20 protein-coding genes are annotated in these 23,681 nt (G+C 72.3%); 5 read left to right on the top strand and 15 right to left on the bottom strand.

Annotated features, from left to right (window positions below):
• Positions 1-4 precede the first annotated feature (4 nt).
• Entirely contained in the window at positions 5-496 is a 492-nt protein-coding gene (locus ACFZB9_RS29560) for a TrmO family methyltransferase (RefSeq protein ID WP_391452193.1), read from the top strand.
• A 162-nt stretch (positions 497-658) separates the two neighbouring features.
• Here the strand turns inward: ACFZB9_RS29560 and ACFZB9_RS29555 are convergent, their stop codons facing one another.
• On the bottom strand, positions 659-1,348 hold the full coding sequence (locus ACFZB9_RS29555; protein ID WP_391452191.1) for a hypothetical protein: 690 nt from the start codon (positions 1,346-1,348) through the stop codon (positions 659-661).
• 334 nt (positions 1,349-1,682) lie between these two features.
• Entirely contained in the window at positions 1,683-2,252 is a 570-nt protein-coding gene (locus ACFZB9_RS29550; protein ID WP_391452189.1) for a class I SAM-dependent methyltransferase, read from the bottom strand.
• 55 nt (positions 2,253-2,307) lie between these two features.
• Between ACFZB9_RS29550 and ACFZB9_RS29545 the strand changes: the two genes are divergently transcribed.
• Positions 2,308-3,126, top strand: a complete 819-nt coding sequence (locus tag ACFZB9_RS29545; RefSeq protein ID WP_391452187.1) for an AraC family transcriptional regulator — start codon at positions 2,308-2,310, stop codon at positions 3,124-3,126.
• 15 nt (positions 3,127-3,141) lie between these two features.
• On the opposite strand, the gene ACFZB9_RS29540 is transcribed toward ACFZB9_RS29545, so the two are convergent.
• The 12 genes from ACFZB9_RS29540 to ACFZB9_RS29485 form a co-directional block, all read right to left on the bottom strand.
• A complete protein-coding gene (locus ACFZB9_RS29540) occupies positions 3,142-3,498 on the bottom strand; it encodes a hypothetical protein (protein ID WP_391452185.1) in 357 nt (118 codons plus the stop codon).
• The gene (locus ACFZB9_RS29535) at positions 3,495-3,956 is read right to left on the bottom strand and encodes a prevent-host-death family protein (RefSeq protein ID WP_391452183.1); all 462 of its coding nucleotides are present in this window, start codon (positions 3,954-3,956) and stop codon (positions 3,495-3,497) included. Before ACFZB9_RS29535 ends, ACFZB9_RS29540 begins: the two co-directional genes overlap by 4 nt.
• Before the next feature lie 89 nt (positions 3,957-4,045).
• On the bottom strand, positions 4,046-7,594 hold the full coding sequence (gene cydD / locus ACFZB9_RS29530) for a thiol reductant ABC exporter subunit CydD (RefSeq protein ID WP_391452181.1): 3,549 nt from the start codon (positions 7,592-7,594) through the stop codon (positions 4,046-4,048).
• 2 nt (positions 7,595-7,596) lie between these two features.
• A complete protein-coding gene (gene cydB / locus ACFZB9_RS29525) occupies positions 7,597-8,622 on the bottom strand; it encodes a cytochrome d ubiquinol oxidase subunit II (protein ID WP_391452179.1) in 1,026 nt (341 codons plus the stop codon).
• Between the two features lie 19 nt (positions 8,623-8,641).
• The gene (locus ACFZB9_RS29520) at positions 8,642-10,198 is read right to left on the bottom strand and encodes a cytochrome ubiquinol oxidase subunit I (protein WP_391452177.1); all 1,557 of its coding nucleotides are present in this window, start codon (positions 10,196-10,198) and stop codon (positions 8,642-8,644) included.
• 327 nt (positions 10,199-10,525) lie between these two features.
• The gene (locus ACFZB9_RS29515) at positions 10,526-12,250 is read right to left on the bottom strand and encodes a sensor histidine kinase (RefSeq protein ID WP_391452175.1); all 1,725 of its coding nucleotides are present in this window, start codon (positions 12,248-12,250) and stop codon (positions 10,526-10,528) included.
• 33 nt (positions 12,251-12,283) lie between these two features.
• On the bottom strand, positions 12,284-13,099 hold the full coding sequence (locus ACFZB9_RS29510) for a response regulator transcription factor (protein WP_391452458.1): 816 nt from the start codon (positions 13,097-13,099) through the stop codon (positions 12,284-12,286).
• A gap of 240 nt (positions 13,100-13,339) precedes the next feature.
• Entirely contained in the window at positions 13,340-14,038 is a 699-nt protein-coding gene (locus ACFZB9_RS29505; RefSeq protein ID WP_391452173.1) for a VC0807 family protein, read from the bottom strand.
• A gap of 206 nt (positions 14,039-14,244) precedes the next feature.
• A complete protein-coding gene (locus ACFZB9_RS29500; protein ID WP_391452171.1) occupies positions 14,245-14,994 on the bottom strand; it encodes a hypothetical protein in 750 nt (249 codons plus the stop codon).
• Between the two features lie 73 nt (positions 14,995-15,067).
• Complete coding sequence (locus ACFZB9_RS29495; protein WP_391452169.1) at positions 15,068-16,276, bottom strand: ABC transporter permease; 1,209 nt, start codon at positions 16,274-16,276, stop codon at positions 15,068-15,070.
• Positions 16,273-17,193, bottom strand: a complete 921-nt coding sequence (locus tag ACFZB9_RS29490) for an ABC transporter ATP-binding protein (RefSeq protein ID WP_391452167.1) — start codon at positions 17,191-17,193, stop codon at positions 16,273-16,275. The genes ACFZB9_RS29495 and ACFZB9_RS29490 overlap by 4 nt, the downstream gene beginning before the upstream one ends.
• Positions 17,193-18,881 (bottom strand): biotin/lipoyl-binding protein, encoded by a 1,689-nt coding sequence (locus ACFZB9_RS29485; RefSeq protein ID WP_391452165.1) that lies wholly within the window; start codon positions 18,879-18,881, stop codon positions 17,193-17,195. The genes ACFZB9_RS29490 and ACFZB9_RS29485 overlap by 1 nt, the downstream gene beginning before the upstream one ends.
• Positions 18,882-19,295: 414 nt before the next feature.
• On the opposite strand from ACFZB9_RS29485, the gene ACFZB9_RS29480 reads away from it, so the two are divergent.
• The gene (locus tag ACFZB9_RS29480) at positions 19,296-19,691 is read left to right on the top strand and encodes a VOC family protein (RefSeq protein ID WP_391452163.1); all 396 of its coding nucleotides are present in this window, start codon (positions 19,296-19,298) and stop codon (positions 19,689-19,691) included.
• A 47-nt stretch (positions 19,692-19,738) separates the two neighbouring features.
• On the opposite strand, the gene hisC is transcribed toward ACFZB9_RS29480, so the two are convergent.
• Positions 19,739-20,827, bottom strand: a complete 1,089-nt coding sequence (gene hisC, locus ACFZB9_RS29475) for a histidinol-phosphate transaminase (RefSeq protein WP_391452161.1) — start codon at positions 20,825-20,827, stop codon at positions 19,739-19,741.
• 363 nt (positions 20,828-21,190) lie between these two features.
• Here hisC and ACFZB9_RS29470 point away from each other — a divergent pair, with 363 nt between their 5' ends.
• Both ACFZB9_RS29470 and ACFZB9_RS29465 read left to right on the top strand, forming a co-directional pair.
• The gene (locus ACFZB9_RS29470) at positions 21,191-22,348 is read left to right on the top strand and encodes a LacI family DNA-binding transcriptional regulator (protein WP_391452159.1); all 1,158 of its coding nucleotides are present in this window, start codon (positions 21,191-21,193) and stop codon (positions 22,346-22,348) included.
• Positions 22,349-22,476: 128 nt separating this feature from the next.
• Entirely contained in the window at positions 22,477-23,676 is a 1,200-nt protein-coding gene (locus ACFZB9_RS29465; RefSeq protein WP_391452157.1) for a metallophosphoesterase, read from the top strand.
• The last annotated feature ends 5 nt before the right edge of the window (positions 23,677-23,681 follow it).

The following is a 23,681-nucleotide window of genomic DNA, read 5'->3' as shown; positions in this document are numbered from 1 at the left end:
ACTCATGGCAGAGCGCGAAACGTTCGAGGTCGAGGCCCTTGGCCACGTGGTCGGCGGGCGGGTCGAGCCCACGGACGACTTCTGGGGCGGCACCCGGGCGATCATCCGGCTGGACGGATCCCTCTTCACGCCCGATGCGACCAAGGGACTGGAGGACTTCTCACACCTGGAGATCGTCTTCCGGTTCCACCTCACCGACCCGACCGACCTGAACCTTGGCGCCCGCCGCCCCCGGGACAACCCCGACTGGCCCGAGGTCGGGATCTTCGGGCACCGCAACATGCGCCGCCTGAACTGGCTCGGGGTGTCACGCTGCCGCCTGCTCAAAGTCGACGGCCTGGACCTTCACGTCGAGGACCTGGACGCCGTGGACGGCACCCCGGTCCTGGACGTGAAGCCGTGGTTCGCCGAGATGGCCCCGCGAGGAGACCACCGCCAGGCCGACTGGACCACGGTCATGCTCCGCGACTACTTCGCACCGTCGGCCAGTGAGTAGCCGTGGCCAGTAGCCGCCCGGCACAGGCCAGCCGGTGCGAGGAGATCAAGTGGCGATCGAGGCCGAGCTGAAGGCCATCGTGCGCGACCCGGACGCGTCACGCGATTGCTCGAAGCCGGGTCGTGAGGCACGGCCAGACTTTATGGGAAGAACACGCCGTATTCAGCGAATGCGTTCTTTGGTCTCGCGGACGAGAGTGCGGGCCCGGCCGGCCCAGTAGCTGGTGCGTGTGGTGGGGACTCTGGCCGGTTCTCGGCATGTGCAGCTGCCCTTGTCAGCAAGGGAAGTTCGGCAATCCCGGCATTCCGGAACGGGGGCGGGTTCTGGGGGGATGCGGTCGATCAATCGCTTGCGGGCGAACGCGCCCGGGCACTGGATGGTGGTGGGGAGGCCGTTCGTCATCGCGTAGCGGAACTGTTCGACCGTCACGTTGCGGGCGAACCAGGCAGCGGCCAATGGCTCCAGCTCCTCGCACTCGCGGGCGGAGAGCATCATCCGCTTGTCCGCCGCGCCGAGGGAGGCAAGGGCGCGGTAGGCGATGGAGTGCGTGGGGGGCGTGGGGGTGGAGTCCGCGCTACCGCTGGTGCGGCGGTCGGCGAGGAAGAGGCTCCACCAGGCGGTGGGGCGTGGTGTGCGGGAGAAGTAGGTGCGGGAGACCCAGCGGGTGAGGCCTTCGCCGGCCTTCTCGCGGATGCGGAGCAGGTGGCCGAGGTCGGCGAGTTTGCGCAGGGCGGAGCGGACGGCCTGCTGGCCGTAGCGGGGCTGCTCGCGGGCGAGGGTCTTGGTGTCGATCGCCGCGCCGTCGGGCAGACGGTCGATGTAGGCGGCGAGATAGGCCTCGCGTTCGGGCAAGTGAGCGAAGTCCTGGGAGCTGCTCGGGTCTTGGGACGGCGCGGAGCGCTTGCCGTATCCGGGCGCGGCGGTAGGGTGACAGATAGCCACTGGATCGACCTCGATCTCGATCAACGTTGGTCAGACCCCCGTTCGGTGTTCTCAGCACCAGCGGGGGTTGTTTCTTTGCGCGAACCGTACACCGCAATCGCCCGGCGTGGTCAAGTCGTGACGATAAGTCATATTCATTGACCGGTAAGGACATTGGGTGGGTGGGTGGGATTGAGTTGCCCACCGTTCCTCAGAGAGAGCGCTCGAATCCCGAGGCCCGAAGCTCGGGTTCGCGCGCATTCGGCTATTCGGGTGAGGGCTTGTGGGCGACGAAGGTCAGCACCCGTCCCACGCCGAGGGTGATCTCCTCGAAGCCCAACGTCTGCAGGCGCACCAGAAAGGCCGACGGCTCCACCGGGTTGTAGGTGTCGTCCTCGTGGAAATGGTGCAGCGCATCCCCGGGCAGGCTGTCCGACCCCACGAGGGCGCCGCCCGGGCGCAGCACCCGCAGGGCCTCGGCGAGCAGCCTGTTCTGCAGCGCCGCCGTGGGGACGTGGTGCAGCATCGTGAAGGAGGCGACCGAGTCGAACGTGGCGTCGGCAAAGGGGAGTTCGGTGGCGTCGCCGTGGACGGCCTCGACATTGCTGTCGGCGTAGCGGAGCGCGAGCGCCTCGGCGGCGGCCTGCTCGTGTTCGATCGCCACGAGTCGGGCGACGCGGTGCCGGAGCCAGTCGGTGGCCGCGCCGGGGCCCGGGCCGATCTCCAGCATCACCTCGCCCAACTCGATTCCCGCGGTCACCTTGGGCAGGACCAGGGTCTGCAACTGCTCGGCCCATTCGGGGCTGGTGCACACCTTCGCGTGGTGAGAGTTCATGTCTTCGAGGCTAGGAAGGGCGAGGAGCGGCCGCCAGCACGTACGCTTCCACATCATGTCGCGAAACGGACAGAGTGCGGACGGCGCGGCCGCCATCGTGGTGCGCGCCTACAGCCTGGCGCCCGGCAGTTACTTCGACACCCACCAGCACGAGACCCACCAACTGGTGTGGGCGCGCAGCGGAATCCTGACCGTATCGACCGAGAACGGGCCGACCGAGAACGGGCCGACCGAGAGCGGGCCGACCGGGGACGGCGAGTGGATCCTGCCGCCGACCCGGGCCCTGTGGATCCCGGCGGGCACCGCGCACCGGACCGCGACCCTGGGCAGCACCGCCACCGCCATGCACAGCCTGAACGTCGCGCCGGGGCCTGGTCTGCCCGGGTGGACGGCCCCGCAGCCGGTGGCCGTCGGCCCGCTGGTCGCCGGCCTGATCGACCACCTGGCGCAGGCCGCTCTCGATCCGCAACGCCGGGCCCGGGCGCAGGCCGTCCTGATCGACAATCTCGACCCCGTCACCGCCCGGTCGATCGACGTGCCGATGCCCGTGGACCCCCGAGCCCTCGACGTGGCCCGGGCGTTGATCGCCGACCCGGCCGACCCGCGCACCCTCACCCAGTGGGGCCGCCACGTCGGCGCCGGCGCCCGGACCCTGGCGCGGGCGTTCGCCGCCGACACCGGCATCCCGTTCGCCCGCTGGCGCACGGCGGTCCGGCTGCGCGCGGCACTGGGCCGGCTGGCCCGGGGCGAGTCCGTGAGCCGGGTGGCGGGGCAGGTCGGCTACGCGACGCCGAGCGCCTTCGTCGCGGCGTTCGTCCGGGAGACGGGGCTCACGCCGGGGAGCTACTTCCGCGGGGGCTCGGGGGAGGGGTGAGCGGCGCGGGCGCGTTCAGGCGTCCGTGTCCTTCGGGTGTCGCGTCCCGGCGTAGACGAAGTGCACGGTGCGGCGTGGCTCGTCCACGAGGTAGCGCACCCGGCCGCCTGCCGTCACTTCGTACTCCCACTGCGGGTAAGTGATGCCGCCCAGGACGGCAGTGGCCAGCCGACCGCGCAGGCGATGCTGCCGGTCGGGCTCGCGCGGCGACAACGGGTCGGAGCGCAAAGCCTCGTAGCACCGCCGGGCGTTGCCTGCGGCTTCGTTGCACAACTCGCCCCAGCCCTTGGCGGCCTCGTTCGTGGCGAACCGCAGCCGCCACTCGGTGCCGATCGACGGAGCCGGCACGTCGTCGCCCCGCTTCGGGCTCACGGCGCGATCACCTCGCCGAAGTCGTCGTCAGGCAGCGGCCTGGTCAGCTGTGCGGTCAGCTCCGGGTCGGCCAGGATTCTGGCCGTGGCCCGCCACTCGACTATCACGCGGTGCAGATTGGTGTGGACATCCAACTCGACCACGTCGCGCGTGGCGTCAATGAGGTCGGTGACGAACTCCCGCGCTTCCTCGCCCGAGAGGTGCCGAACCCACGGGAAGACCTCGGGCAATGCCCGGAGTACGGCCCCGACCCCTGCGTCGCTGCGGAGCAGCGCGGCGAACAGCCGCGCGGTGACCGCCGCGGTCTCCTCCCGCTGCTGGTCGTGCCGGGCCGTGGTGAGGTAGAGATCTTCGCCGTCGCGACGCGTGACGTGCACCCGCTGAGCTCGCTCAACAGTGTCAGCGACCCGCTTGGAGTTCTTCGACAGATCAGAGAACGACACGGTCATCGTGGACATACCCTGGACGATACTTCGGAATGTATTCCGAAGTCGAGCTCGTTGCCCCACCCGAGTGATCGCGGACCGGGCCGCGCATCCGCCCCCGCCTACGCCCCCACCAGTTCGTCCGCCGCACGCTCCAACTCCCACAGGGCGCGCAGTCGGCCGCCCTCGCGTCCCGCGAGCTCCGCCCAGCTCCCGCGCTCGACGGCCCGGCCCGCGTCCAGGACCAGGATCTCGTCCACGTCCGCCGTCGCCAGGCCGGCCAGGCGGTGGGTGATCAGGAGGGTCGCGCGGCCCGAGGTGGCGGTCAGCAGGTCGGCGGTGAGGGCGTCCGCCGTCGGCAGGTCGAGGTGTTCGGCGGGCTCGTCGAGGATCAGCAGGGGGAAGTCGGCGAGCAAGGCGCGGGCCAGGGCCAGGCGCTGGCGCTGGCCGCCGGAAAGGCGGGCGCCGTGTTCGCCGACCATGGTGTCCAGGCCCTCGGGGAGGGTGTCCACCCAGTCGAGCAGGCGGGCGGCGGCCAGGGCGTCACGCAGGTCGGATTCAAGGGCATCGGGCCGTGCCAGGCGCAGGTTCTCGCGCAGCGAGCTGTCGAAGACGTGGGCGTCCTGGGCGCAGAGGCCGATCGCCGTACGCACCGCGTCGCCGTCCAGCGCGCGGCTGTCCACAGCCTGTGGACAGCTCGCGCCGAGCACGACCGAGCCGTCGCACGGGTCGAGCAGCCGCAGCAGCACCTGCGCCAGCGTGGTCTTGCCCGAGCCGGACGGGCCGACCACGGCGATGCGCCGCCCGGCCGCCAGGTCCAGGTCCAGGCCGTCCAGCGCGTAGGCCTCCTGACCGGGCCAGCGGGCCCGCAGGCCGCGGACGGCGAGCGGGAACGGGACGGCCGGCAGCGGCGCGGGGTCGGCGGGCTCGCGCACCGGGTCCGGGGTGTCGAAGACCTCGGTGAGCCGCCCGGCCGCGGCCCGGCTGCGTTCGCGGACCTGGACGGCACCGGGCAGCCCGACCACCGCCTCGAAGGCGGCGAGCGGGGTGAGGATGACGACCGCGAGGCAGAGGCCCGAGAGGCTGCCGGAGCGCACCCCGAGCACGCCCAGCGCCGCGCAGCCGACCACGGTGAGCCCGGTGAGCAGGGCCATCAGCCCGGCGCCGAGCGCGGTGGTGGCGGCCGAGCGGGCGGCGAGCGTGGTCAGCCGGGCGTCGGCGGCCCGCACCGCGCCGAGGCGGGCGGGCAGCGCGCCGGCCACCGTCAGCTCGGCGGCGCCGGTGCAGGTGTCGACCACGGCGGCGGCCAACTCGCCACGTGCCGGAGCCTGTTGACGCTCGGTACGGCCGGAGAGCCGGGCCGTCAGCACGGGCAGGGCAAGGCCCGCGAGCAGCAGTCCCAGCGCCAGCGCCAGCCCGGCGCCGGGCAGCAGCAGCCCGAGCCCGGCCGAGGCGAGCAGCGAGACGGTGACCCCGACGGCGGCGGGCAGCCGCCAGCGCAGGTACCAGTCCTGCACCGCGTCGACGTCCGCGACCAGGCGCGACAGCAGGTCGCCGCGCCGGAAGGCGGGCAGCGCGGTGGGCGCCAGCCGCTCCAGGCGGCGGTAGACGGTGACCCGCAGGCTGCCCAGGGTGCGCAGCACGGCGTCGTGCGAGACCAGCCGCTCGCAGTAGCGGAAGAAGCTGCGGCCGACGCCGAAGGCGCGCACCGAGGTGACGGCCATCATCAGGTAGAGCACCGGCGGCTGTTGCGAGGCCTTGGAGATCAGCCACCCCGAGGTGGCCAGCAGCGCGACGGCGCAGCCGAGCGCGAGGCTGCCGAGCAGCACGGCGAGCGCGAACCGGCGGCGCGGGCGGCCGGCCTCGGCGGCGGCGAAGAGCGCGGCGACCCGGCGCAGCGGGGTCCCGGTGGCGGGGATGGACACAGGAGCGGGTGCGGCCAGGGCGGGCGCGGTGCTGGTGGACGCGGCCGGCGTGAGCTCCGCGGTGGTCACCGTGGCAGTCGCGGCCACCGCCCCCGCCAGCGCCACCCGCCGGTCGGCCACCGCCAGCAGCGCCGGCCGGTGCGCCACCAGCAGCACGGTGCGCGCCGGGTCGTCGGCCAGCGTCCGGACGGCGGCTACGATCGCCGCCTCGCTGTCCGCGTCCAGGTTGGCGGTCGGCTCGTCGAGCAGCAGCAGCGGACGGTCGGTCAGCAGTGCGCGGGCCAGGGCCAGCCGCTGCCGCTGCCCGGCGGACAGGCCGGTGCCGCCCTCGCCGAGGGGGGTGTCCAGGCCCTGGGGCAGCCGCTCCACGAAGTCCAGCGCGTGTGCGGCGGCAAGGGCGGCCCGGACCGCGTCCTTGGGAGCGTCCGGTCGGGCCAGGCGGACGTTCTCGGCGACCGTGCCGGCGAACAGGTGCGGGTGCTGCGGCACCCAGGCGATCTGCGCGCGCCAGGAGTCGGGCGCCAACTCCGCCAGGTCGTACGAGCGTCCGTCGGCGGCGGTGACCGTGACACCGCCCGCATCGGGGCGGACGAAGCCGAGCAGCACGGCGAGCAGGGTGCTCTTGCCCGCGCCGCTCGGCCCGGTGAGCGCGGTGGTGGTGCCGGGGGCGAGGTCCAGGCGGGCCCCGTCGAGTGCGGGCGCGGTGCGGCCCGGGTGGGTGACGGTGAGCGGGCCGAGGGACAGGGTGGCGCCCGCGAGGGCGGGGGCGGGCAGGGCGCCGGCGGCCGGCAGCGGGGTCTCCAGCACGGCGAAAACCTCCTCGGCCGCCGCCAGGCCCTCGGCGCTGGAGTGGTAGAGCGCACCGACCTGGCGCAGCGGGAGGTAGACCTCGGGGGCCAGGATCAGCACCAGCAGGCCGGTCTCCAGCCCGAGGCTGCCGTCCACCAGCCGGAAGCCGATCGAGACGGCGACCAGCGCGACCGAGATGGTGCTCAGCAGCTCCAGCGCGAAGGAGGAGACGAAGGCGATCCGCAGCGTGCGCAGGGTGGCCCGGCGGTATTCGTCGGTGATCCGCCGGATCGCCTCGGCCTGGGCCTTGGCCCGGTTGAAGATCTTGAGGGTGGGCAGTCCGCCGACCACGTCCAGGAAGTGGTGCGAGAGCCGGGACAGCGCGCGCCACTGGCGGTCCATCCGGTCCTTGGTGGCCCAGCCGATCAGCACCATGAAGAGCGGGATCAGCGGGAGCGTGCCGGCGATGACCGCCGCGCTCTCCCAGTCGGCGCCGGCGATCCGGGCCAGCAGCACCACCGGCACCACGACGGCCAGGGCGAGCTGCGGCAGGTAGCGGGCGAAGTAGTCGTCCAGTGCGTCGACGCCCCGGGTGGCCAGTGTGGTCAGCTCGCCGGTGCGCCGGCCCGCCAGGTAACCGGGGCCCAGCGCGGTGGCGTGCTCCAGCAGGCGGCCGCGCAGCTGCGACTTGACCCGGGCCACCGAGCGGTGGGCGGTCAGCTCGGTGAGCCAGGCGACCAGTGCCCGGCCCACCGCGACGGCGCCCAGCAGGATCAGCGGGGTGGCCAACTGGCCCAGGCCCTGGCCTCGTTGGAAGCAGCGGACGACGATCTCGGCGATCAGGGTGGCCTGGCAGAGCACCAGCAGCGCGCCGATGCCGCCGAGAAGCACCGAGCCGGCCAGGAAGGCCCGGGTGGTACGGGCCTGGGCGAGCAGCCGGGGGTCGACGGGCTTCATGATCAGGCCTCGGCAGCCGGCAGCGCGTGGTCGGTCGCCGGGATGTGCTGGACGCCGATCCGCTTGCGGAACACCCAGTACGTCCAGCCCTGGTAGAGCAGCACCAGCGGGGTGAAGACCGCGGCCACCACACTCATCACCTTGAGGGTGTAGGCCGAGGAGGAGGCGGTGGTGACCGTCAGGCTGTAGGCCGGGTTGAGCGTGGAGGGCATCACGTTCGGGAAGAGCGCCAGGAAGAGCATCGCCACCGCGGCCACCACGGTCAGCCCGGAGAGGCTGAACGCCCAGCCCTCGCGGGCCAGTTGGTTGGCGACCAGGGCGCCGACCAGAGCCAGCACCGCGACGGTGAGGGCCAACAGGCTCCAGCCGGTGCCCTGGTGGGCCTGGGTCCAGCCCAGGAAGGCCACCGCCAGCACCGCCGTCGCCAGGCCCAGCCACAGCGCCATGGCACGGGCCCGGCCGCGGATCTCGCCGACCGTCTTGAGCGCGGCGAACACCGCGCCGTGGAAGGTGAACAGCGCCAGGGTGACCAGGCCGCCGAGCAGCGCGTAGGGCTTGAACAGGTCGCCGACCGAACCGACGTAGTTCTTCTGCTGGTCGATGGCCACGCCGTGCACGATGTTGGCGAAGACCACGCCCCACAGGAAGGCGGGCAGCAGCGAGGTCCAGAAGATCGCCAGCTCCCAGCCGCGCTGCCAGCGCTCCTCGCCGCGCTTGTGCCGGTACTCGAAGGCCACACCGCGCACGATCAGGCAGACCAGGATCGCCAGCAGCGGCAGGTAGAACCCGCTGAACAGGGTGGCGTACCAGTCGGGGAAGGCCGCGAAGGTGCCGCCGGCCGCGGTGAGCAGCCAGACCTCGTTGCCGTCCCAGACCGGGCCGATGGTGTTGATCAGGACCCGCCGCTCGGCCCGGTCCCGGGCGAGCAGCCGGGTCAGCACGCCGATGCCGAAGTCGAAGCCTTCGAGGAAGAAGTAGCCGGTCCACAGGACCGCGATCAGGACGAACCAGACGTCGTGCAGGTGCATGGTCTCTTCTCTCCCCGGCTCAGTAGGCGAAGGCGAGCGGCTTGTCGGCGTCCTCGTCCGAGGCGGGGCCGCGCAGCGTGGGGTCCTTGGCGGGCGGGCGCTCGTCGACGTCGGGGCCGGCCTTGGCGTACTTGTGCAGCAGCCGGACCTCGATCACGGCGAGGACCGCGTAGAGCGCGGTGAAGGTGCTGAACGCGATCACCTGGGTGGTCACGCTGACGTTGGGGGAGACCGCGTCGGCGGTGGTCATCAGGCCGAAGACCGCCCAGGGCTGACGGCCCATCTCGGTGAAGATCCAGCCGAAGCTGTTGGCGATGAGCGGGAAGCCCATGGTCAGGATGCCGATCCGCCAGCTCCACTTGGTCAGCTGCGGGCCGAGCTCGCGGTTCCTCGTGAGCATCAGGCGCGGCGGCTCGTCCTCGCCGGTGCGGAACTCGGGCACCAGGAAGAGCTTCTTGCGGGTGGTCCAGAGCCCGATCGCGCCGGCCACGAAGGAGGTCATCCCGAAGCCCATCATGAGGCGGAAGCCCCAGTAGGTGACGAAGATGTTGGGGATGTAGTCGGTGGGCTTGCCGCCGTACTTGGCGGCTTCGGCGGCGGCGGTGTCGTTGATGCCGGGCACCGGCGAGCTGAAGTCGCTCTTGGCCAGGAAGGAGAGTATCCCCGGGACCTCCAACTCCACCGAGTTGTGGCCCGCGTTGACGTTGCCGACCGCGAAGATGGAGAACGGTGCGGGCGCCTGGGTGTCCCAGAGCGCCTCGGCGGAGGCCATCTTCATCGGCTGCTGCTCGAACATCACCTTGGCCAGGGTGTCGCCGCTGATCGCGGTGCCCAGGCCCGCGACCACCGCCATCACCAGGCCGAGCCGCAGCGACAGGCGCATCGAGGCGGTCTTGCGGGCATCCGTACTCCCTGGGGCGCCCACGGCCGACTGCTTGGCCTTCCACAGGTGGTACGAGGCGATGCCGACCATGAAGGCGGCGCCGGTCAGGAAGGCGGCGGTGAGCGTGTGGAAGGCCACCACCAGCGAGGTGTCCTGGAAGAGCACCTTGGTGATGTCGGTGAGCTGGGCCTTGTGGGTCACCGGGTCGATCGTGTAGCCGGCCGGGTGCTGCATCCAGGAGTTGGCCGCCAGGATGAAGTACGCGGAGAGCACGGTGCCCAGCGCCACCAGCCAGATGCAGGCGCAGTGGATCTTCTTGGGCAGCTTGTCCCAGCCGAAGATCCACAGCCCGATGAAGGTGGACTCGAAGAAGAAGGCGATCAGCGCCTCCATCGCCAGCGGCGCCCCGAAGACGTCACCGACGAAGCGCGAGTAGTCCGACCAGTTCATCCCGAACTGGAACTCCTGGACGATCCCGGTCACCACGCCCATGGCGATGTTGATCAGGAAGAGCTTGCCCCAGAACTTGGTGGCGTGGAAGTACTTGTCCTTCCCCGTGCGCACCCAGGCCGTCTCCAGTCCGGCGACCATCGCCGCCAGACTGATCGTCAGCGGGACGAAGAGGAAGTGGTAGACGGTGGTGACGCCGAACTGCCATCGCGCGATGGTCTCGTGAGCGATCGCTAGCTGCACTTCGCCCTCTTCCTTCGATCCGTTGTCCGGTCTGCCCTGGTTTCACCCAGGATCTTGCCTCACTTAACGGACAAAGGTGCTATTCAGCGCGAACCGCACCAATGCCGGTCAAGCTTGCGAGCTTGTGAACGTGAACACTTTCACAAGCTCTGCTCTGAGGACAGTATGCCGCACACCTGTGCGGTGGTGGACAGCCGGGGGGTGGGTACGAAAGTGCAGGTGAAGACGGCGTAAGGACGGGGTCGGGCCCGTCCGGCGGAATCCGGCCGACGGGCCTCAGGACTTGTCCGACAACTCCCGCCGGGCGCGCGAATTGTCCGACAAGCCCTAGTCGCCGCTCGAACGCGGGAGGGTGAGGCGGAAGGTGGCGCCGCTGCCGGGGGCGGTGTCCAGGGCGAGGGTGCCGCCGTGGGCGCGGGCGAACGCGGTGGCGATGGCCAGGCCCAGGCCCGCGCCGCCGCCGTCGTGGCGGCTGCGCGAGGCGTCGGTGCGGTAGAAGCGCTCGAACACCCGCTCGGCCTGATCGACCGTCAATCCCGGTCCGGAGTCGGCGACTTCGAGAACGCAGCCGTCGGGCCGGGTGCCCACGCCGATCCGCACGGCGGTGCCGGGCGGGGTGTGCTTGACGGCGTTGCCGACCAGGTTGGTCACCACCTGGCGCAGCCGGGCCTCGTCGCCCAGGACGGCGGCCGCGCCGGGCGGACCGCTGCCGCCGGGGCCGGTCAGTGCGACGGGGCGGGTGGGATCCAGCGCGGTGAGGTCGTGCAGCGCGTCGGCGGCCAGCGTGCGCAGGTCCATCGGGGCCAGGTCGAGCGGGCGCTCCTCGTCCAGGCGGGCCAGTGTCAGCAGGTCCTCGACCAGGCCGCCCATCCGCACGGCCTCGCTCTCTATCCGGTCCATGGTGCGCTTGACGTCGGAGTCGGAGGCCAGCGCGCCCATCCGGTAGAGCTCGGCGAAACCGCGGATGCCGGCCAGCGGCGTGCGCAGCTCGTGCGAGGCGTCCGCGACGAAGCGGCGCATCCGGGCCTCGGAGGCGGCCTGGGCGGCGAACGCGGACTCGATCTGGTCCAGCATCCCGTTCAGCGCGAGCGAGAGGCGGCCCACCTCGGTGCTCGGCGGCAGGGCGGGCATCCGGTAGGAGAGTTCGCCGGCCGCGATCAGCTCGGTGCCGCGCTCGATCCGGCGCAGCGGCAGCAGCCCGGCCCGCACCGCGAAGGCGCCCAGACCGGCGATCAGCAGCACCACGGCGCCGCCGATCGCGAGGAAGGCGTGCGCGAGCTTGCCGACGCTGGTGTCGACCTCGTCGAGCGAGACGGAGACCAGGACGTAGGAGGAGGGGCCGGCGTTCGGGTCCGCACCGGCGCCCTGGGTCGACTGGCCCTGCGCGGGCTGGTTCTGCGCGGGCTGGTTCTGCGCGGACTGGTTCTGGTCCGGGCCTCCGGTGCGTTGGATCGGCATGATCCGGACCAGCCAACGGCCACCCTCCGCGCCGGGGACGACGAAGGCCCGGTTCAGATGGGCGGCCAGCGCCGAACCGGTCAGTGAGGGCAGCACCGGCTCCGGGTCGCTGGGCACGATCGGCTGCCGGACGGTGCGCCGCACGCTCCCGTCGGCGTTCAGCATCCGCATCTCGTACATGCTGGGCAGCTCGGACTGGCTCGGCGGCCGGGTCTGCTTCTCCGCGCCGGGAGCGTCGGAGCTGGAGCCGGTGCCGGAGCTGGAACCGGTACCGGAGGTGGAACCGGTACCGGAGGTGGATCCGGTTCCGGAGGTGGAGCCGGTACCGGGCCGGCGCTGCCCGTTGCGGTGCGCCTGAGCGTTGCCGAACTCCTGGAGCTGCTGGTCGAGTCGGCTGGTCAGCTGCGAGCGCACCAGGCCCAGCACCATCAGGTCGCTGGCCACCAGCCCCGTGGTGACCAGCACCAGGGTGAGCGCCAACAGCCGCGCCCGCAGCGAGAGTCGCCCGGTGCCACGCAGCAGCGCGAGCGGGCGCAGCGCCCGAGCGCGCTCCAGCAGGCGGCGCGGCGAAGGGAACTGACGCTTCGTCAGCACCCTTTCCCGCAGCCGCCGGCCCCGCACCGCCGGTCAGTCCTGCGACTGCTGCGGCGGACGGCGCAGGGCGTAGCCGATGCCGCGCACGGTGTGGATCAGCTTCGGCCCGTGGTCGGGGCCGGAGTCGAGCTTGCGGCGCAGGTAGGAGATGTAGGACTCGACGATGCTCAGGTCGCCGCCGAAGTCGTAGGCCCAGACGTGGTCCAGGATCTGCGCCTTGGAGACCACCCGGCCGACGTTGGCCATCAGGTAGTGCAGCAGCTTGAACTCGGTCGGCGAGAGCGAGATCGGGCGGCCGTCCCGGGTGACCTCGTGGGCCAGCGGGTCGAGGGTGAGGTCGGCCACGGTGAGCCGGCCGTCCTCGGCCGGACCGCCGGCCCGGCGCAGGATCGCCCGGATCCGGGCGATCAGCTCCTCCAGGCTGAAGGGCTTGGTCACGTAGTCGTCGGCGCCGGAGGCCAGGCCGTGCACCTTGTCCTCGGTGCCGTCCTTGGCGGTGAGGAAGAGCACCGGCAGGTGGTCGGCGGGGCGCGGGCGGCCCGGGCGGGCGGCCAGGCCCGCGGGGTTGGCGATCTGCTGGCGGCGGGTCTGCTCGCGCAGCCGCTCGACCACGGTGAAGCCGTCCAGGTCCGGGAGCATCACGTCGAGCACCACCAGGTCGGGGCACTCGACGGCGATCGCGGCCAGTGCCTCCTCGCCGGTGGCCGCCGACTCCACCCGGAAGCCGGAGAAGCGCAGCGAGGCGGAGAGCAGCTCGCGGATGTTGGGCTCGTCGTCCACGACGAGCAGGAAGGCCTCACCGGAGGTGCGGCCGACCGGCATGGAGCCGGCGCCGCTGAGCTGGGTCATCGCGCCGGCGCCGGGCGGAGCCGTCGGGGGAGCCATCGAAGGGGCCATCGAGCTGGGCACCGCGCCTGTGGTCACAGTCCCTGTAATCGTCACGGGGTCCGCCTCCCGGGTTCTGGGTTTGTCGGCCGATCAGATGATGGTCCCGGGAGGCTACGCGCGCTAGATGAGAGACGTATGAAGGCCGTGTGCCCCCCGCATTCGCAGGGCACACGGCTCTGTGAGGCAGTGATGCAAGCAGCCTCAGACCGCCCCGGCGGCCTCCGGAGCACCGGGCGCCCCGGCCGCGCGGCCGCGGGCCTGGGCGCGGCGGGCGTAGGTCATCGTCCAGAAGATCAGCCCGCCGGTGAACGCGTACGGAAGGATGTTGTTGACGGTGACGGCCTGCCCGTTGGAGAGCGAGTAGACGCAGACCACCCGCAGCGCGGCCTCGACCAGGTAGCCGGTGCCCCAGCCGATGGTCAGGTTGCGCTGCACCCGGCGGAAGCCCTCGAACTGCCACAGGCCGTTCCACCAGGCCACCTGCTCCTTGGTGCCGTCGGTGGCGAACTTGCGGCCGAAGTAGAACATCAGCGGCCGGGCGGCGGCCAGCGAGGCCAGGCAGACCAGGCCGAACAGGCCGGTCACCAGCGAGTCCTTGGCCAGCAGCAGCTTGGCGTCGTGCGGGCCGACCAGGGCGGCGATGCCACTGAGCGCCAGGAAGATCAGCGAGACGATCGCGAACTCGTCGGCCCGGCGGTGCCAGGCGAGGTAGACGGCGATGTCGAGGACCGGGCCCAGGCCGGAGAGCAGGATCGCGGTGAAGTCACTGGCGCCGTGGGCGTGCGCCTGGTTGTAGATGAGGATCGGCGCCACGACGTTGAGGCCGATGCTGAGCAGCCAGCCGATGGCCGCGGCCTTCCGCTTCCGGGCAGGGGCGGGCGGCGAAGTGGTACTGGACACGTGTGTTCCCCCGGGATACGAGCTGAGACGGCCCGATGATCAACATCCGGACCGTCGGACATTCTGGCTGATCACCGGGGTCCGTGCCTATCCCCCAGCGGGCGCCGGGACGCCGACGGCCCGGCCGGGAGCACTCTCCCGGCCGGACCGTTCGCCGCTGTGGTCAGCCGCGCGCAGCTCAGCCGCGCAGGTCACCCGCGCGCAGCTCACCCGCCCTGGGCCGCACCGCCGCCGGTGCCGCCACCCGCGCCACCCGCGCCGCCGCCACCGAAGCCGCCACCGCCCGCCGCGCCGCCCTCGGTCAGCTGGGTGGCCGCGTAGCCGCCGCTGCCGTCCGGGGTGCCGACCACGGTCACGCTCTGGCCCGGCTGCAGCTGGCCGACCTGGCCGTCCTGGGTCACCGAGACCTTGGTGGAGCTGCCGGTGGTGACCTTCACGATGTTGCCGCCGGCGTCGGTCAGGTAGACGGTGCTGCCGTCCACCAGCTTGACCGTGCCCCGGGTGAAGCCGGCCCCACCGGCCGCACCGCCGCCACCGGCCCCGCCGCCACTCGCCCCGCCCGCGCCGCCCGCGCCACCGCCCCGGCGGCCGGCCGCACCGTTCTGGCCGGCCTTCTGGATGGCCGCGCTGATCGCGCGGCTGGCGCTGGTGGTGTTGTTGCCGTGGTTCTTCTGGTACCAGGCGCCACCGGTGAAGGCCGCCGCCGCGAGCACCCCGCCGGCCAGCAGCAGGGTCACCCAGGGCAGCTTGCGCCGCGGCGGGGCCGCCAGCTCCGCCGTGATGTCGCGCGCGTCGGGCGCGGTGGCGAGCAGCTCGGCGTGCGCCGCGGCCTCGCCCGCGAGGGCGCCACCGGCCGAGGGGGCCGGGCCGGCGGGGGCCACCGCCGCGGGCAGCCGGACGGTATCTGCGGCACCCGGGCCGGTGGCCCGGACCAGGTCACTGTTGTTGGTAGGCATGGGCTCTGACTGCTCCCGGTCGTGTCGCTGGGTGATCATGACGGATCCGCCTGGACCGATGTCCATCGCGGGCTCACTCGTGCCGCAGGGCGTCGATGGGACGCAGCGAGGCGGCCCGGTTGGCCGGGTAGCTGCCGAAGAACAGGCCGATCGCGACGGCGATGCCGAAGGCGCCCAGCACCGAGGAGGGGATCACCACCGGCTTGATCCCGACCACGCTGAAGTGCGAGCCGAACAGGCCCACCGCCACCCCGAGCCCGGCACCCAGCACCGAGAGCAGGGTCGACTCGGCAAGGAACTGGCCCAGGATCACGGCCTTGGGCGCGCCCAGGGCCTTGCGGATCCCGATCTCCCGGGTCCGCTCGGTCACCGTGACCAGCATGATGTTGGTGATCCCGATCCCGCCGACCAGCAGCGAGATCGCGGCCACCGCACCGAGCAGCACGGTGAAGGTCTGGCTGGTGCTCTCCCGGGCGGTGAGCAGCGAGGTCTGGTTGCTCACCCGGAAGTCGAGCTTGGTGGGGTCGGTCAGCGAGTGCGTCCCCATCAGGATCTGGGTGATCTCGCTCTGCGCCTGTGTGGTGGTGTCGGCCGAGGTGGCCTGCACCAGGATCTGGCTGACCGAGCTGAAGCCGGTGAAGGCGTTCTGCACGGTCGGCAGCGGCGCGATCACCACGTCGTCCGGGTCGGTGAACCCGGTGGCGCCCTTGGTCTGCAGCACGCCGACCACGGTCAGCGGGGTGCCGCCCAGGGTGATCGTCTTGCCGACCGGGTTCACGTTGTCGAACAGCTGCTGCGCGGTGGTCGAGCCGATCACCGCGACCTTGCTCGAATTGAGCACGTCGTCGTTGCTGAAGTAGTCGCCGGAGGCGATCTTCTCGTTGGCGGTCTCGAAGTACGCCGGGTAGGTGCCGATCACCGAGCCCGGGGTGTACGAGATGTCGCCGTAGTCCGCGGCGGCGGTGGTGGTGACCACCGGGGCGACCGACTTGATGTCGGGGGCCGCGCTCGGGTCGGCCAGCGCGCGGGCGTCGTCCACGGTGAGCTTCTTGACGGTGCCCGCGGTGCGCGCGCCGCCGCTGGTGCCCGAGGTGACGGTCAGCGAGTTGGTGCCGAGCGAGGTGATCGAGTTCTTCACCGCGGCCGAGGAGCCGTTGCCGACCGCCAGCAGCAGGATCACCGAGGCGACACCGATCAGCACGCCGAGCATGGTGAGCGCGGAGCGCACCTTGTTGGCGGCCAGGCCCGCGCAGGCGAAGCGGATCATCTGCCAGAGGATCACGGCCGGCCTCCGATCAGCGCGGCCGCGCCGGAGTGCCCCGCGCCGGGGTGCCCGCCGCCGGGGTGCCCCGCACCGGAGCGCGCGGCGAGCTGGCGGGCCAGCACCGGCGGCGGGCCGGCCACCGGGCCCTGCCGCACGTCGGAGATGATCTGGCCGTCCACCAGGCGCAGGACGCGCTTGGCGTGTGCGGCCACCTCGTCCTCGTGGGTGATCAGCACGACCGTTCGTCCGGTGGTGTTCAGTCCGTCGATGATGGTCAGTACCTCTTCGGTGGAGCGGCTGTCCAGGTTGCCGGTGGGCTCGTCGGCCAGCAGCATCGCCGGCGCGGTGACCAGCGCGCGGGCCACGGCCACACGCTGCTGCTGGCCACCGGACAGCTGGTTGGGCTTGTGGTCGGCCCGGCCGGACAGACCCACCAGGGCCAGTGCGGCCAGCGCCCGCTTGCGGCGCTCGGAGGCCTTCACACCCGCGTAGGCGAGCGGGAGCTCGACCTGAGCCAGTGCGGTGGTGCGCGGCACCAGGTTGAACGACTGGAAGATGAAGCCGATCTTGCGGTTGCGGACCAGCGAGAGCTGGTTCTCGTCCAGGTGACCGACGTCGGTGCCGTCCAGCAGGTAGCGGCCGGCGGTCGGCACGTCCAGGCAGCCGAGGATGTTCATCAGGGTCGACTTGCCGGAGCCCGAACTGCCCATCACCGCGACGAAGTCACCCTGCTCGATGTCCAGGCTGACCCCGGCCGGCTGCCCGGTCTGCGGGTCGTCGGGGCCACGCAGGGCGTGCACCGTCGCGTCACCGTGGCCGTAGGACTTGGTGAGGTGACGGACCTGGATGACCGGGGGCGGCGCCTGCTGGGCCGCGTCGGCCTCCGGCCCGGCCGGTGCCTCTGCGGCCGAGCGGGCACGGGAACCGCGGGCCATCAGGCACCGCCCCGGGCGCCGCCGCCACCGCCGCCGCCGAAGCCACCACCGGCACCGCCACCGCCACCGCGGGTGCCACCGGCGCCGCCGCCACCGAAGCCGCCCGGGAAGGAGCCGCTCGGGAAGCCGTTGCTGCCGCCGCTGGTCGCGGAGGCCAGCTGGACCTTGTCACCCTCGTTGAGGCCGGACACCACCTGCACGGTGGCGTCACCGACCACGCCGACCGTCACGGTCACCCGCGAGGTGGTGCCGTCCGGCTTGACCACCGTCGCGGTGCGCGAGGTGCCGGTGCCGGAGAGCGCCGTCGCCGGCACCGAGAGCGCGTTGTCGGCCTCACCGGTGACCACCGCGACGGTGGCGCTCATGCCGGTGCGCAGCGTGCTGGTGTCGCCGGCGATCTGCAGCACCGCGGCGTACTGGACCGCGCTGCCGGCCGCGCCGGAGCTGCTGCCGCTCGACACCGGGAGCGAACTGACCGACAGCACCGAGGCGTTGAGCGTGGTGGAGGACTGCGCGTTGAGCGTGACCGTGGCCCCCTCGCCCTTCTTCAGCTTCAGCGAGTCGAGCTCCGAGAAGTCGGCGGTGACCTGCATGCCGGTCGGGTTGGTGATGACGATGAAGCCGCTGGGCGTGGTGGAGGTCGAGGAGGAGCTGGTCTTGCTGCTGCTGCTCGATCCGGCGCTCGACGCGCCGCCGCCGCTGGCGTCGGTGCTCGACCCGGTGCCCGAGACGGTGTCGCCGACCTTGTTGGAGATCGAGGCGACCGTGCCGCCGACCGAGGCGGTCAGCGTGGTGCCGGACAGCGCCGTCTGCGCGTTGGTGACGTTGGTCTGCGCGGTGTCCACCTGCTGCTGGGCCTGGGTGACCTGCTGCTGGGCCTGGGCGACCGCGGCCGGGTCGACCTTGGTGGTGGTGATGGTGGTGGTCTGCGGGGCCGGGACCTGGGAGCGGGCGTTGCCGCCGCTGGTGTCGGAGCCGGTGCTGCCGGAGCTGCCGGAGCCGGAGCCGGTGCTCCCGGAGCTGCCGGAGCCGGTGCTGCCGGAGCTGTCCGTGCTGCCCGAGCCGGAGTTGTCCGTGCTGCTGATCGGCGAGGCCGGGACCGCGGTCGAGCCGCCGCCGCTGTGGCCGCTGCCGTGCGAGGCGCCGGTGCTGGGCGCGGTGCCGGGGGACGCGGTCGCCGTCGGGGTGCCGGAGGCCGAGGGGCTCGGGACCGACTGGATCCAGGCCGACTGGACGGCGCCGGAGCTGCCGACCGGCACGGTGGTGGTCGTGGTCGTCCCCGCCTGAGCCTTCGTCAGGTTGGCCTGGGCCGAGGTCAGCGAGGCCTGCGCCTCGGTCAGCGCGCCGTTCGCGGCGGCCACCGCCTGCTGGGCGGCCGTGGTGTCGACGGTGGCCAGCACCTCGCCCGCGGTCACCGTGTCACCGACCGAGACCTTGACCGCGGTCAGCTTGCCCCCGGTGACGAAGTTCTCGCCGGCGTCGGTGGGTGAGGAGAGGCTGCCGGATCCGGACACCGTGGCCAGGACCGTCCCCTTGGTCACGGTGGCCGTCCTGGCGGCGGGCTTGCCGGCCGCGGCACTGCTGGAGCTGTTCACGGTGGTGTACGCCAGGGCGCCCCCCGCCAGGAGGGCCACGCCGAGCACTGAGTTGACGAGGACGGCGCCACGCCGTCGCGGGAGGACCTTCATGGCGCACAAGAGTTGCCGGGTGCTCTTGCGAAGGACTGGGCGCCACCTGGGGGAACGCTGGGGCAGCTGCCCCCGGTGACCACGTCAAACAGCGACAAAAAGGGCATAACGCAGGGCTCTCTCAGATCACCCTCAACGCAATCCCCAGGATCTTCCCAGTCATCTCGGGCTGCGCGTTCACGCCGGCTCTGGTCCAAACCCCGGCCCGGCAATCCAACCCCGACCACTGCGGTCCGACCCCTGACCACTGCGGTCCGACCCCTGACCACTGCGATCCGGACCCGGCCCACTGCGGTCCGCAGCGGACCGATGACAGGACGCTAGCAGACCTCGAACGTCCGTGGCCCGTGCGGCGAGTTGACGGTCTGCCATGATGACGGGCAGCCGGTCCAGCGAGCGAACAGGAGCCCCGCGTTGTCATCTCTCGTCCGCAGCATCACTTTCGACTGTGCCGACCCCGCGTCCCTGGCCGGTTTCTGGCAGCAGGTGACCGGGCGGACGGTGGTCAACGACGGCACCGAGAGCGAGCCGGAGTACCTGCTGGCACCCGGCGAGGGGACGGGCGCGGCCAACCTGCTCTTCCTCCCCGTCCCCGAGGGCAAGAGCGTGAAGAACCGGATCCACCTGGACCTGCAGCCCACCGACCGCAGCCGCGACGAGGAGGTCGCCCGGCTGCTCGCCCTCGGCGCCACCCTGCTCGACGACCAGCGCCGCCCCGACGGCACCGGTTGGGTGGTGCTGGGCGACCCCGAGGGCAACGAGCTGTGCGTCGAACGCAGCGCGGCCGAGCGGGCGGCCACCGAACGCTGAGGGCCTGGCGGGCCCGGCCGCCCCGGCCGGGCCCGCAGTGGGACGCCTCAGCCCGCGAGCAGCTCCTTGCGGAACGACTCCGCCGCCGCGAGGAACAGGTCGTTGCCCGCCACCTCGCCGATCGACACCCGCACGCCCTCGCCCGCGAACGGCCGCACGATCACACCGGCCGCCGCACAGACCGCCGCGAAGTCCAGCGTCCGCTCGCCCAGGCGCAGCCAGACGAAGTTGGCCTGCGAGTCCACCACCGTCCAGCCCTGGGCCCCGAGCGCCGCCAGCACCCGGGTGCGCTCGGTGACCAGCGCCTCCACCCGCACCATCAGCGCGTCCTCGGCGCGCAGCGAGGCGACCGCCGCGTCCTGGGCGAGCTGGCTGACGCCGAACGGCAGCGCGGTCTTGCGCAGCGCGGTGGCCACCTCCTCGTGCGCGATGGCGAAGCCGACCCGCAGGCCGGCCAGGCCGTAGGCCTTGGAGAAGGTGCGCAGCACGGCGACGTTGGGCCGCTCCCGGTAGAGCTCGACGCCGTCCGGCACCCGCTCGTCGCGGATGAACTCGCGGTAGGCCTCGTCGACCACGACCAGGATGTCGCTCGGCACCGCGTCCAGGAACCGCTCCAGCTCGGCGCGGTGGATCGCGGCGCCGGTCGGGTTGTTCGGGTTGCAGACGAAGATCAGCCGGGTGCGCGGGGTGATCGCGGCGAGCATCGCGTCGAGGTCGTGCTCCTCGGTGGCGGTCAGCGGGACCGGCACCGGGGTGGCCCCGGCCACCTGGACGATGATCGGGTAGGCCTCGAAGGAGCGCCAGGCGAAGATCACCTCGTCGCCCGGGCCGGCCGTGGCGCTGACCAGCGACTGGGCCACGCCGACCGAGCCGGGACCGGTCGAGATGTGCTCGGCGGGCACGCCGAAGCGCTGCGCCAGCTCGGCGGTCAGCTCGGTGACGGCCATGTCGGGGTAGCGGTTGAACGAGCCGGCGGCGGCCAGCGCGGCCTCCAGCACGCCGGGCAGCGGCTCGTAGGGGTTCTCGTTGGAGGACAGCTTGAACGCGTCGGCGCCGGCGGGCTTGCCGGGCTTGTAGGTCGGGATACCGTCGAGGCTCGGCCGAAGCCGCGGGCCCTGCGCTGCCGTACCGCTCACGGTGGTGCTCTCCTTCGTCACTGTCCGGGACTGCCTGGTGGGGCACGCCCGTCGCCGTCCGCGCGCCCCGGCGCTCGGTTGCGCGCCGGTCGCGTGCGCGGACTCCTGTCCCCGGTCGGGTGCCCAGAACGATACCGAGCGCGCTCACCCGTGCGGGTGAGATGTCCGGCCAGGTCACCACTGCGGATCAGCCATTGTGCCTCGTTCCTATGGCACATGTCAGAGGTAATCGGCCGAAATCAGACCACTGATCCAAGGAGTGAGACGAGCGGCGGACGTGGAGAAACGTATCTTCTGACCGCTCCCGTGCGGCTTTTCGCCGTGGTTCAGCAACGAGCTGACGCACCATACGATCGGTCCGCCATGACAGCAGCAGCCAATCAGAGCGGTCGGCGACCCCCTACCTCACGACGTCTGGAACGGGCCGGCATCCGGGATGTGGCAGCAGCCGCCGGAGTGTCGATCACCACCGTCTCGGACGCCCTGAACGGAAAGGGCCGTCTGCCCGACGAAACCCGCAGCCGGGTGCGCGAGGTCGCCGAGCGCCTCGGCTACCGGCCGTCCGCCGCCGCCCGCACGCTGCGCACCGGCCGGTCCGGCCTGATCGGCCTGACCGTCACCACCTACGGCGAGGAACCCTTCACCTTCACCGAGTTCGCCTACTTCGCCGAGATGGCCAGAGCCGCCACCAGCGCCGCCCTGGGCCGCGGCTACGCGCTGGTCGTGCTGCCCGCCTCCTCGCGCCACGACGTGTGGAGCAACGTGGCGCTGGACGGCACCGTGGTGATCGACCCCGCCGACCAGGACCCACTGGTCAGCGAGCTCTACCGGTCCGGCGTCCCGGTGGTCAGCGACGGCAAGCCGGGCAACTGCCCGGTCACCGCCTGGGTGGACAACGACCACGAGGCCGCCGTGCTGGGCATCCTCGACCACCTCAGCGAGGCCGGCGCGCGCCGGATCGGCCTGCTCACCGGCACCAGCACCGACACCTACACCCGGCTCTCCACCGACGCCTACCTCGGCTGGTGCGACCGGGTCGGCCAGGAGCCGGTCTACGAGGCCTACCCCGCGCACGACCCGGCCGCCGGGGCGGTGGCCGCCGACCGGCTGCTGGCCCGCCCGGACCGCCCGGACGCCGTCTACGGGCTCTTCGACCCCAACGGCACCGACCTGCTGGCCGCCGCCCGCCGCTACGGCCTGCGGGTGCCCGAGGACCTGCTGCTGGTCTGCTGCAGCGAGAGCGACGTCTACGCGGGCACCGAACCGCCGATCACCACCCTGTCGCTCAAGCCGCGCCGGATCGGCACCACCGTCGTCAACCTGCTGATCGACGCGATCGAGGGGGTCGACTCGGGCACCGGGGTGGACATCGCCCGGCTCTTCCCGCCCCGCTACCGCACCGCCGGCACCGGCCCGCCGCCCGGCACCCTGATGCCCACCGAGTTGATCGTGCGGGCCTCCTCGCAGCGGCGCAGTCCCCGAACCACCGTCAGCGCGCCGCGCACTCCCGGCGAGGTGTGAGCCTCGGGGCCCCGGACCGCGCGCGAGCGGTCCCGGCACCCCGATGGCGGCGACGGCACCCGCCTGCGCGAGGATTGGATACCGACCGGGTGAGGACGACGGGAGAGGGCTCTTCCTATGATGGGCGGATGACACCCGAGGACCGCTACCCCGGGCCTGAGCTGCCCCAGTCAGGCCCCCACCCGCAGCAGGACCTCGACGTGCTGCCATACGGCTCGTACTACGAGCCCAATCCCCCTGCGGAGCACCAGGATTCGCCCGGCGAACCGACCGCGGACGGGCCGGACGCCACCTACAGCGGGTACGGCGGCGCCCGCTACCTGGAGCAGCACTGGCCGGTGTCGGGCCACAGCGGCGGGCAGGGGCCGGCCTACGCCGCCTTCATGGCCGCCGAGCGCGACCCCGCCGCGGGGCAGGCGCCCGCCCAGGACGACCCGCCGACCATCGAGCTGGGTCCGCCGATCACCGAGGAGAACCCGTACGCGACGCCGTACCAGCCCCCGGCCGCCGACCCGGGCCCGATCGGCCCGCTCTACGTGGTCGGCGACGTACACGGCTACCTGGACGAGCTGCTCGCCGCGCTGCACCAGCAGGGCCTGGTGGACGCCGAGGGCCACTGGTCGGCCGGACGCTCGCGGGTCTGGTTCCTGGGCGACTTCACCGACCGCGGCCCCGACGGCATCGGCGTGATCGACCTGGTGATGCAGCTGGCCGCCGAGGCGGCCGCGGCCGGCGGCTACTGCCGGGCCCTGATGGGCAATCACGAACTGCTCTTCCTGGGCGCCCACCGGTACGGCGACGAGCCGGTGCAGTCCACCGCCGGCACCGCCTCCTTCCGCGCCGCCTGGCTGCTCAACGGCGGCCAGCAGCACGACCTGGAGCGGCTGGAGGGCCACCACATCAGCTGGCTCTCCCGGCTGCCGGCGATCGCGCTGGAGGACGGCCACCTGCTGCTGCACTCGGACACCACCGCGTACCTGGAGTTCGGCAACTCGATCGACGAGGTGAACGACGCCGTCCACGACCTGCTCGCGGACGAGGGCGCGGACGAGTGGTGGGACGCCTTCCGCCGGTTCACCAAGCGGTTCGCCTTCCGCGGGCCGGACGGCCCGATGGCGGCCGGCGAGCTGCTGGGCACCTACGGCGGCCACCGGGTGGTGCACGGGCACAGTCCGATCCCGTACCTGACCGGCGAGGCGAACTCGGACAGCGGCGAGCGGCCGTACGTGCCCGGGCCCTACATCTACGCGGACGAGCTGGCCGTGGCGATGGACGGCGGGGTGACCATGGAGGGCCGGCTGCTGGTGGCCCGCCTGCCGGTCGACTGACCCCG

This window comes from Kitasatospora sp. NPDC008050 (assembly GCF_042957465.1).
Lineage (GTDB): Bacteria > Actinomycetota > Actinomycetes > Streptomycetales > Streptomycetaceae > Kitasatospora.
This window is presented reverse-complemented; position numbering and strand designations above follow the sequence as displayed.

Coding starts and splice junctions, on each gene's coding strand:
- ACFZB9_RS29485 (WP_391452165.1), bottom strand. CDS start 18,881: ATGAAGGTCCTCCCGCGACGGCGTGGCGCCGTCCTCGTCAACTCAGTG.
- ACFZB9_RS29550 (WP_391452189.1), bottom strand. CDS start 2,252: ATGAACTCTCACCACGCGAAGGTGTGCACCAGCCCCGAATGGGCCGAG.
- ACFZB9_RS29560 (WP_391452193.1), top strand. CDS start 5: ATGGCAGAGCGCGAAACGTTCGAGGTCGAGGCCCTTGGCCACGTGGTC.
- ACFZB9_RS29510 (WP_391452458.1), bottom strand. CDS start 13,099: ATGACCCAGCTCAGCGGCGCCGGCTCCATGCCGGTCGGCCGCACCTCC.
- ACFZB9_RS29500 (WP_391452171.1), bottom strand. CDS start 14,994: ATGCCTACCAACAACAGTGACCTGGTCCGGGCCACCGGCCCGGGTGCC.
- cydD (WP_391452181.1), bottom strand. CDS start 7,594: ATGAAGCCCGTCGACCCCCGGCTGCTCGCCCAGGCCCGTACCACCCGG.
- ACFZB9_RS29465 (WP_391452157.1), top strand. CDS start 22,477: ATGACACCCGAGGACCGCTACCCCGGGCCTGAGCTGCCCCAGTCAGGC.
- cydB (WP_391452179.1), bottom strand. CDS start 8,622: ATGCACCTGCACGACGTCTGGTTCGTCCTGATCGCGGTCCTGTGGACC.
- ACFZB9_RS29545 (WP_391452187.1), top strand. CDS start 2,308: ATGTCGCGAAACGGACAGAGTGCGGACGGCGCGGCCGCCATCGTGGTG.
- ACFZB9_RS29470 (WP_391452159.1), top strand. CDS start 21,191: ATGACAGCAGCAGCCAATCAGAGCGGTCGGCGACCCCCTACCTCACGA.
- ACFZB9_RS29535 (WP_391452183.1), bottom strand. CDS start 3,956: ATGTCCACGATGACCGTGTCGTTCTCTGATCTGTCGAAGAACTCCAAG.
- ACFZB9_RS29490 (WP_391452167.1), bottom strand. CDS start 17,193: ATGGCCCGCGGTTCCCGTGCCCGCTCGGCCGCAGAGGCACCGGCCGGG.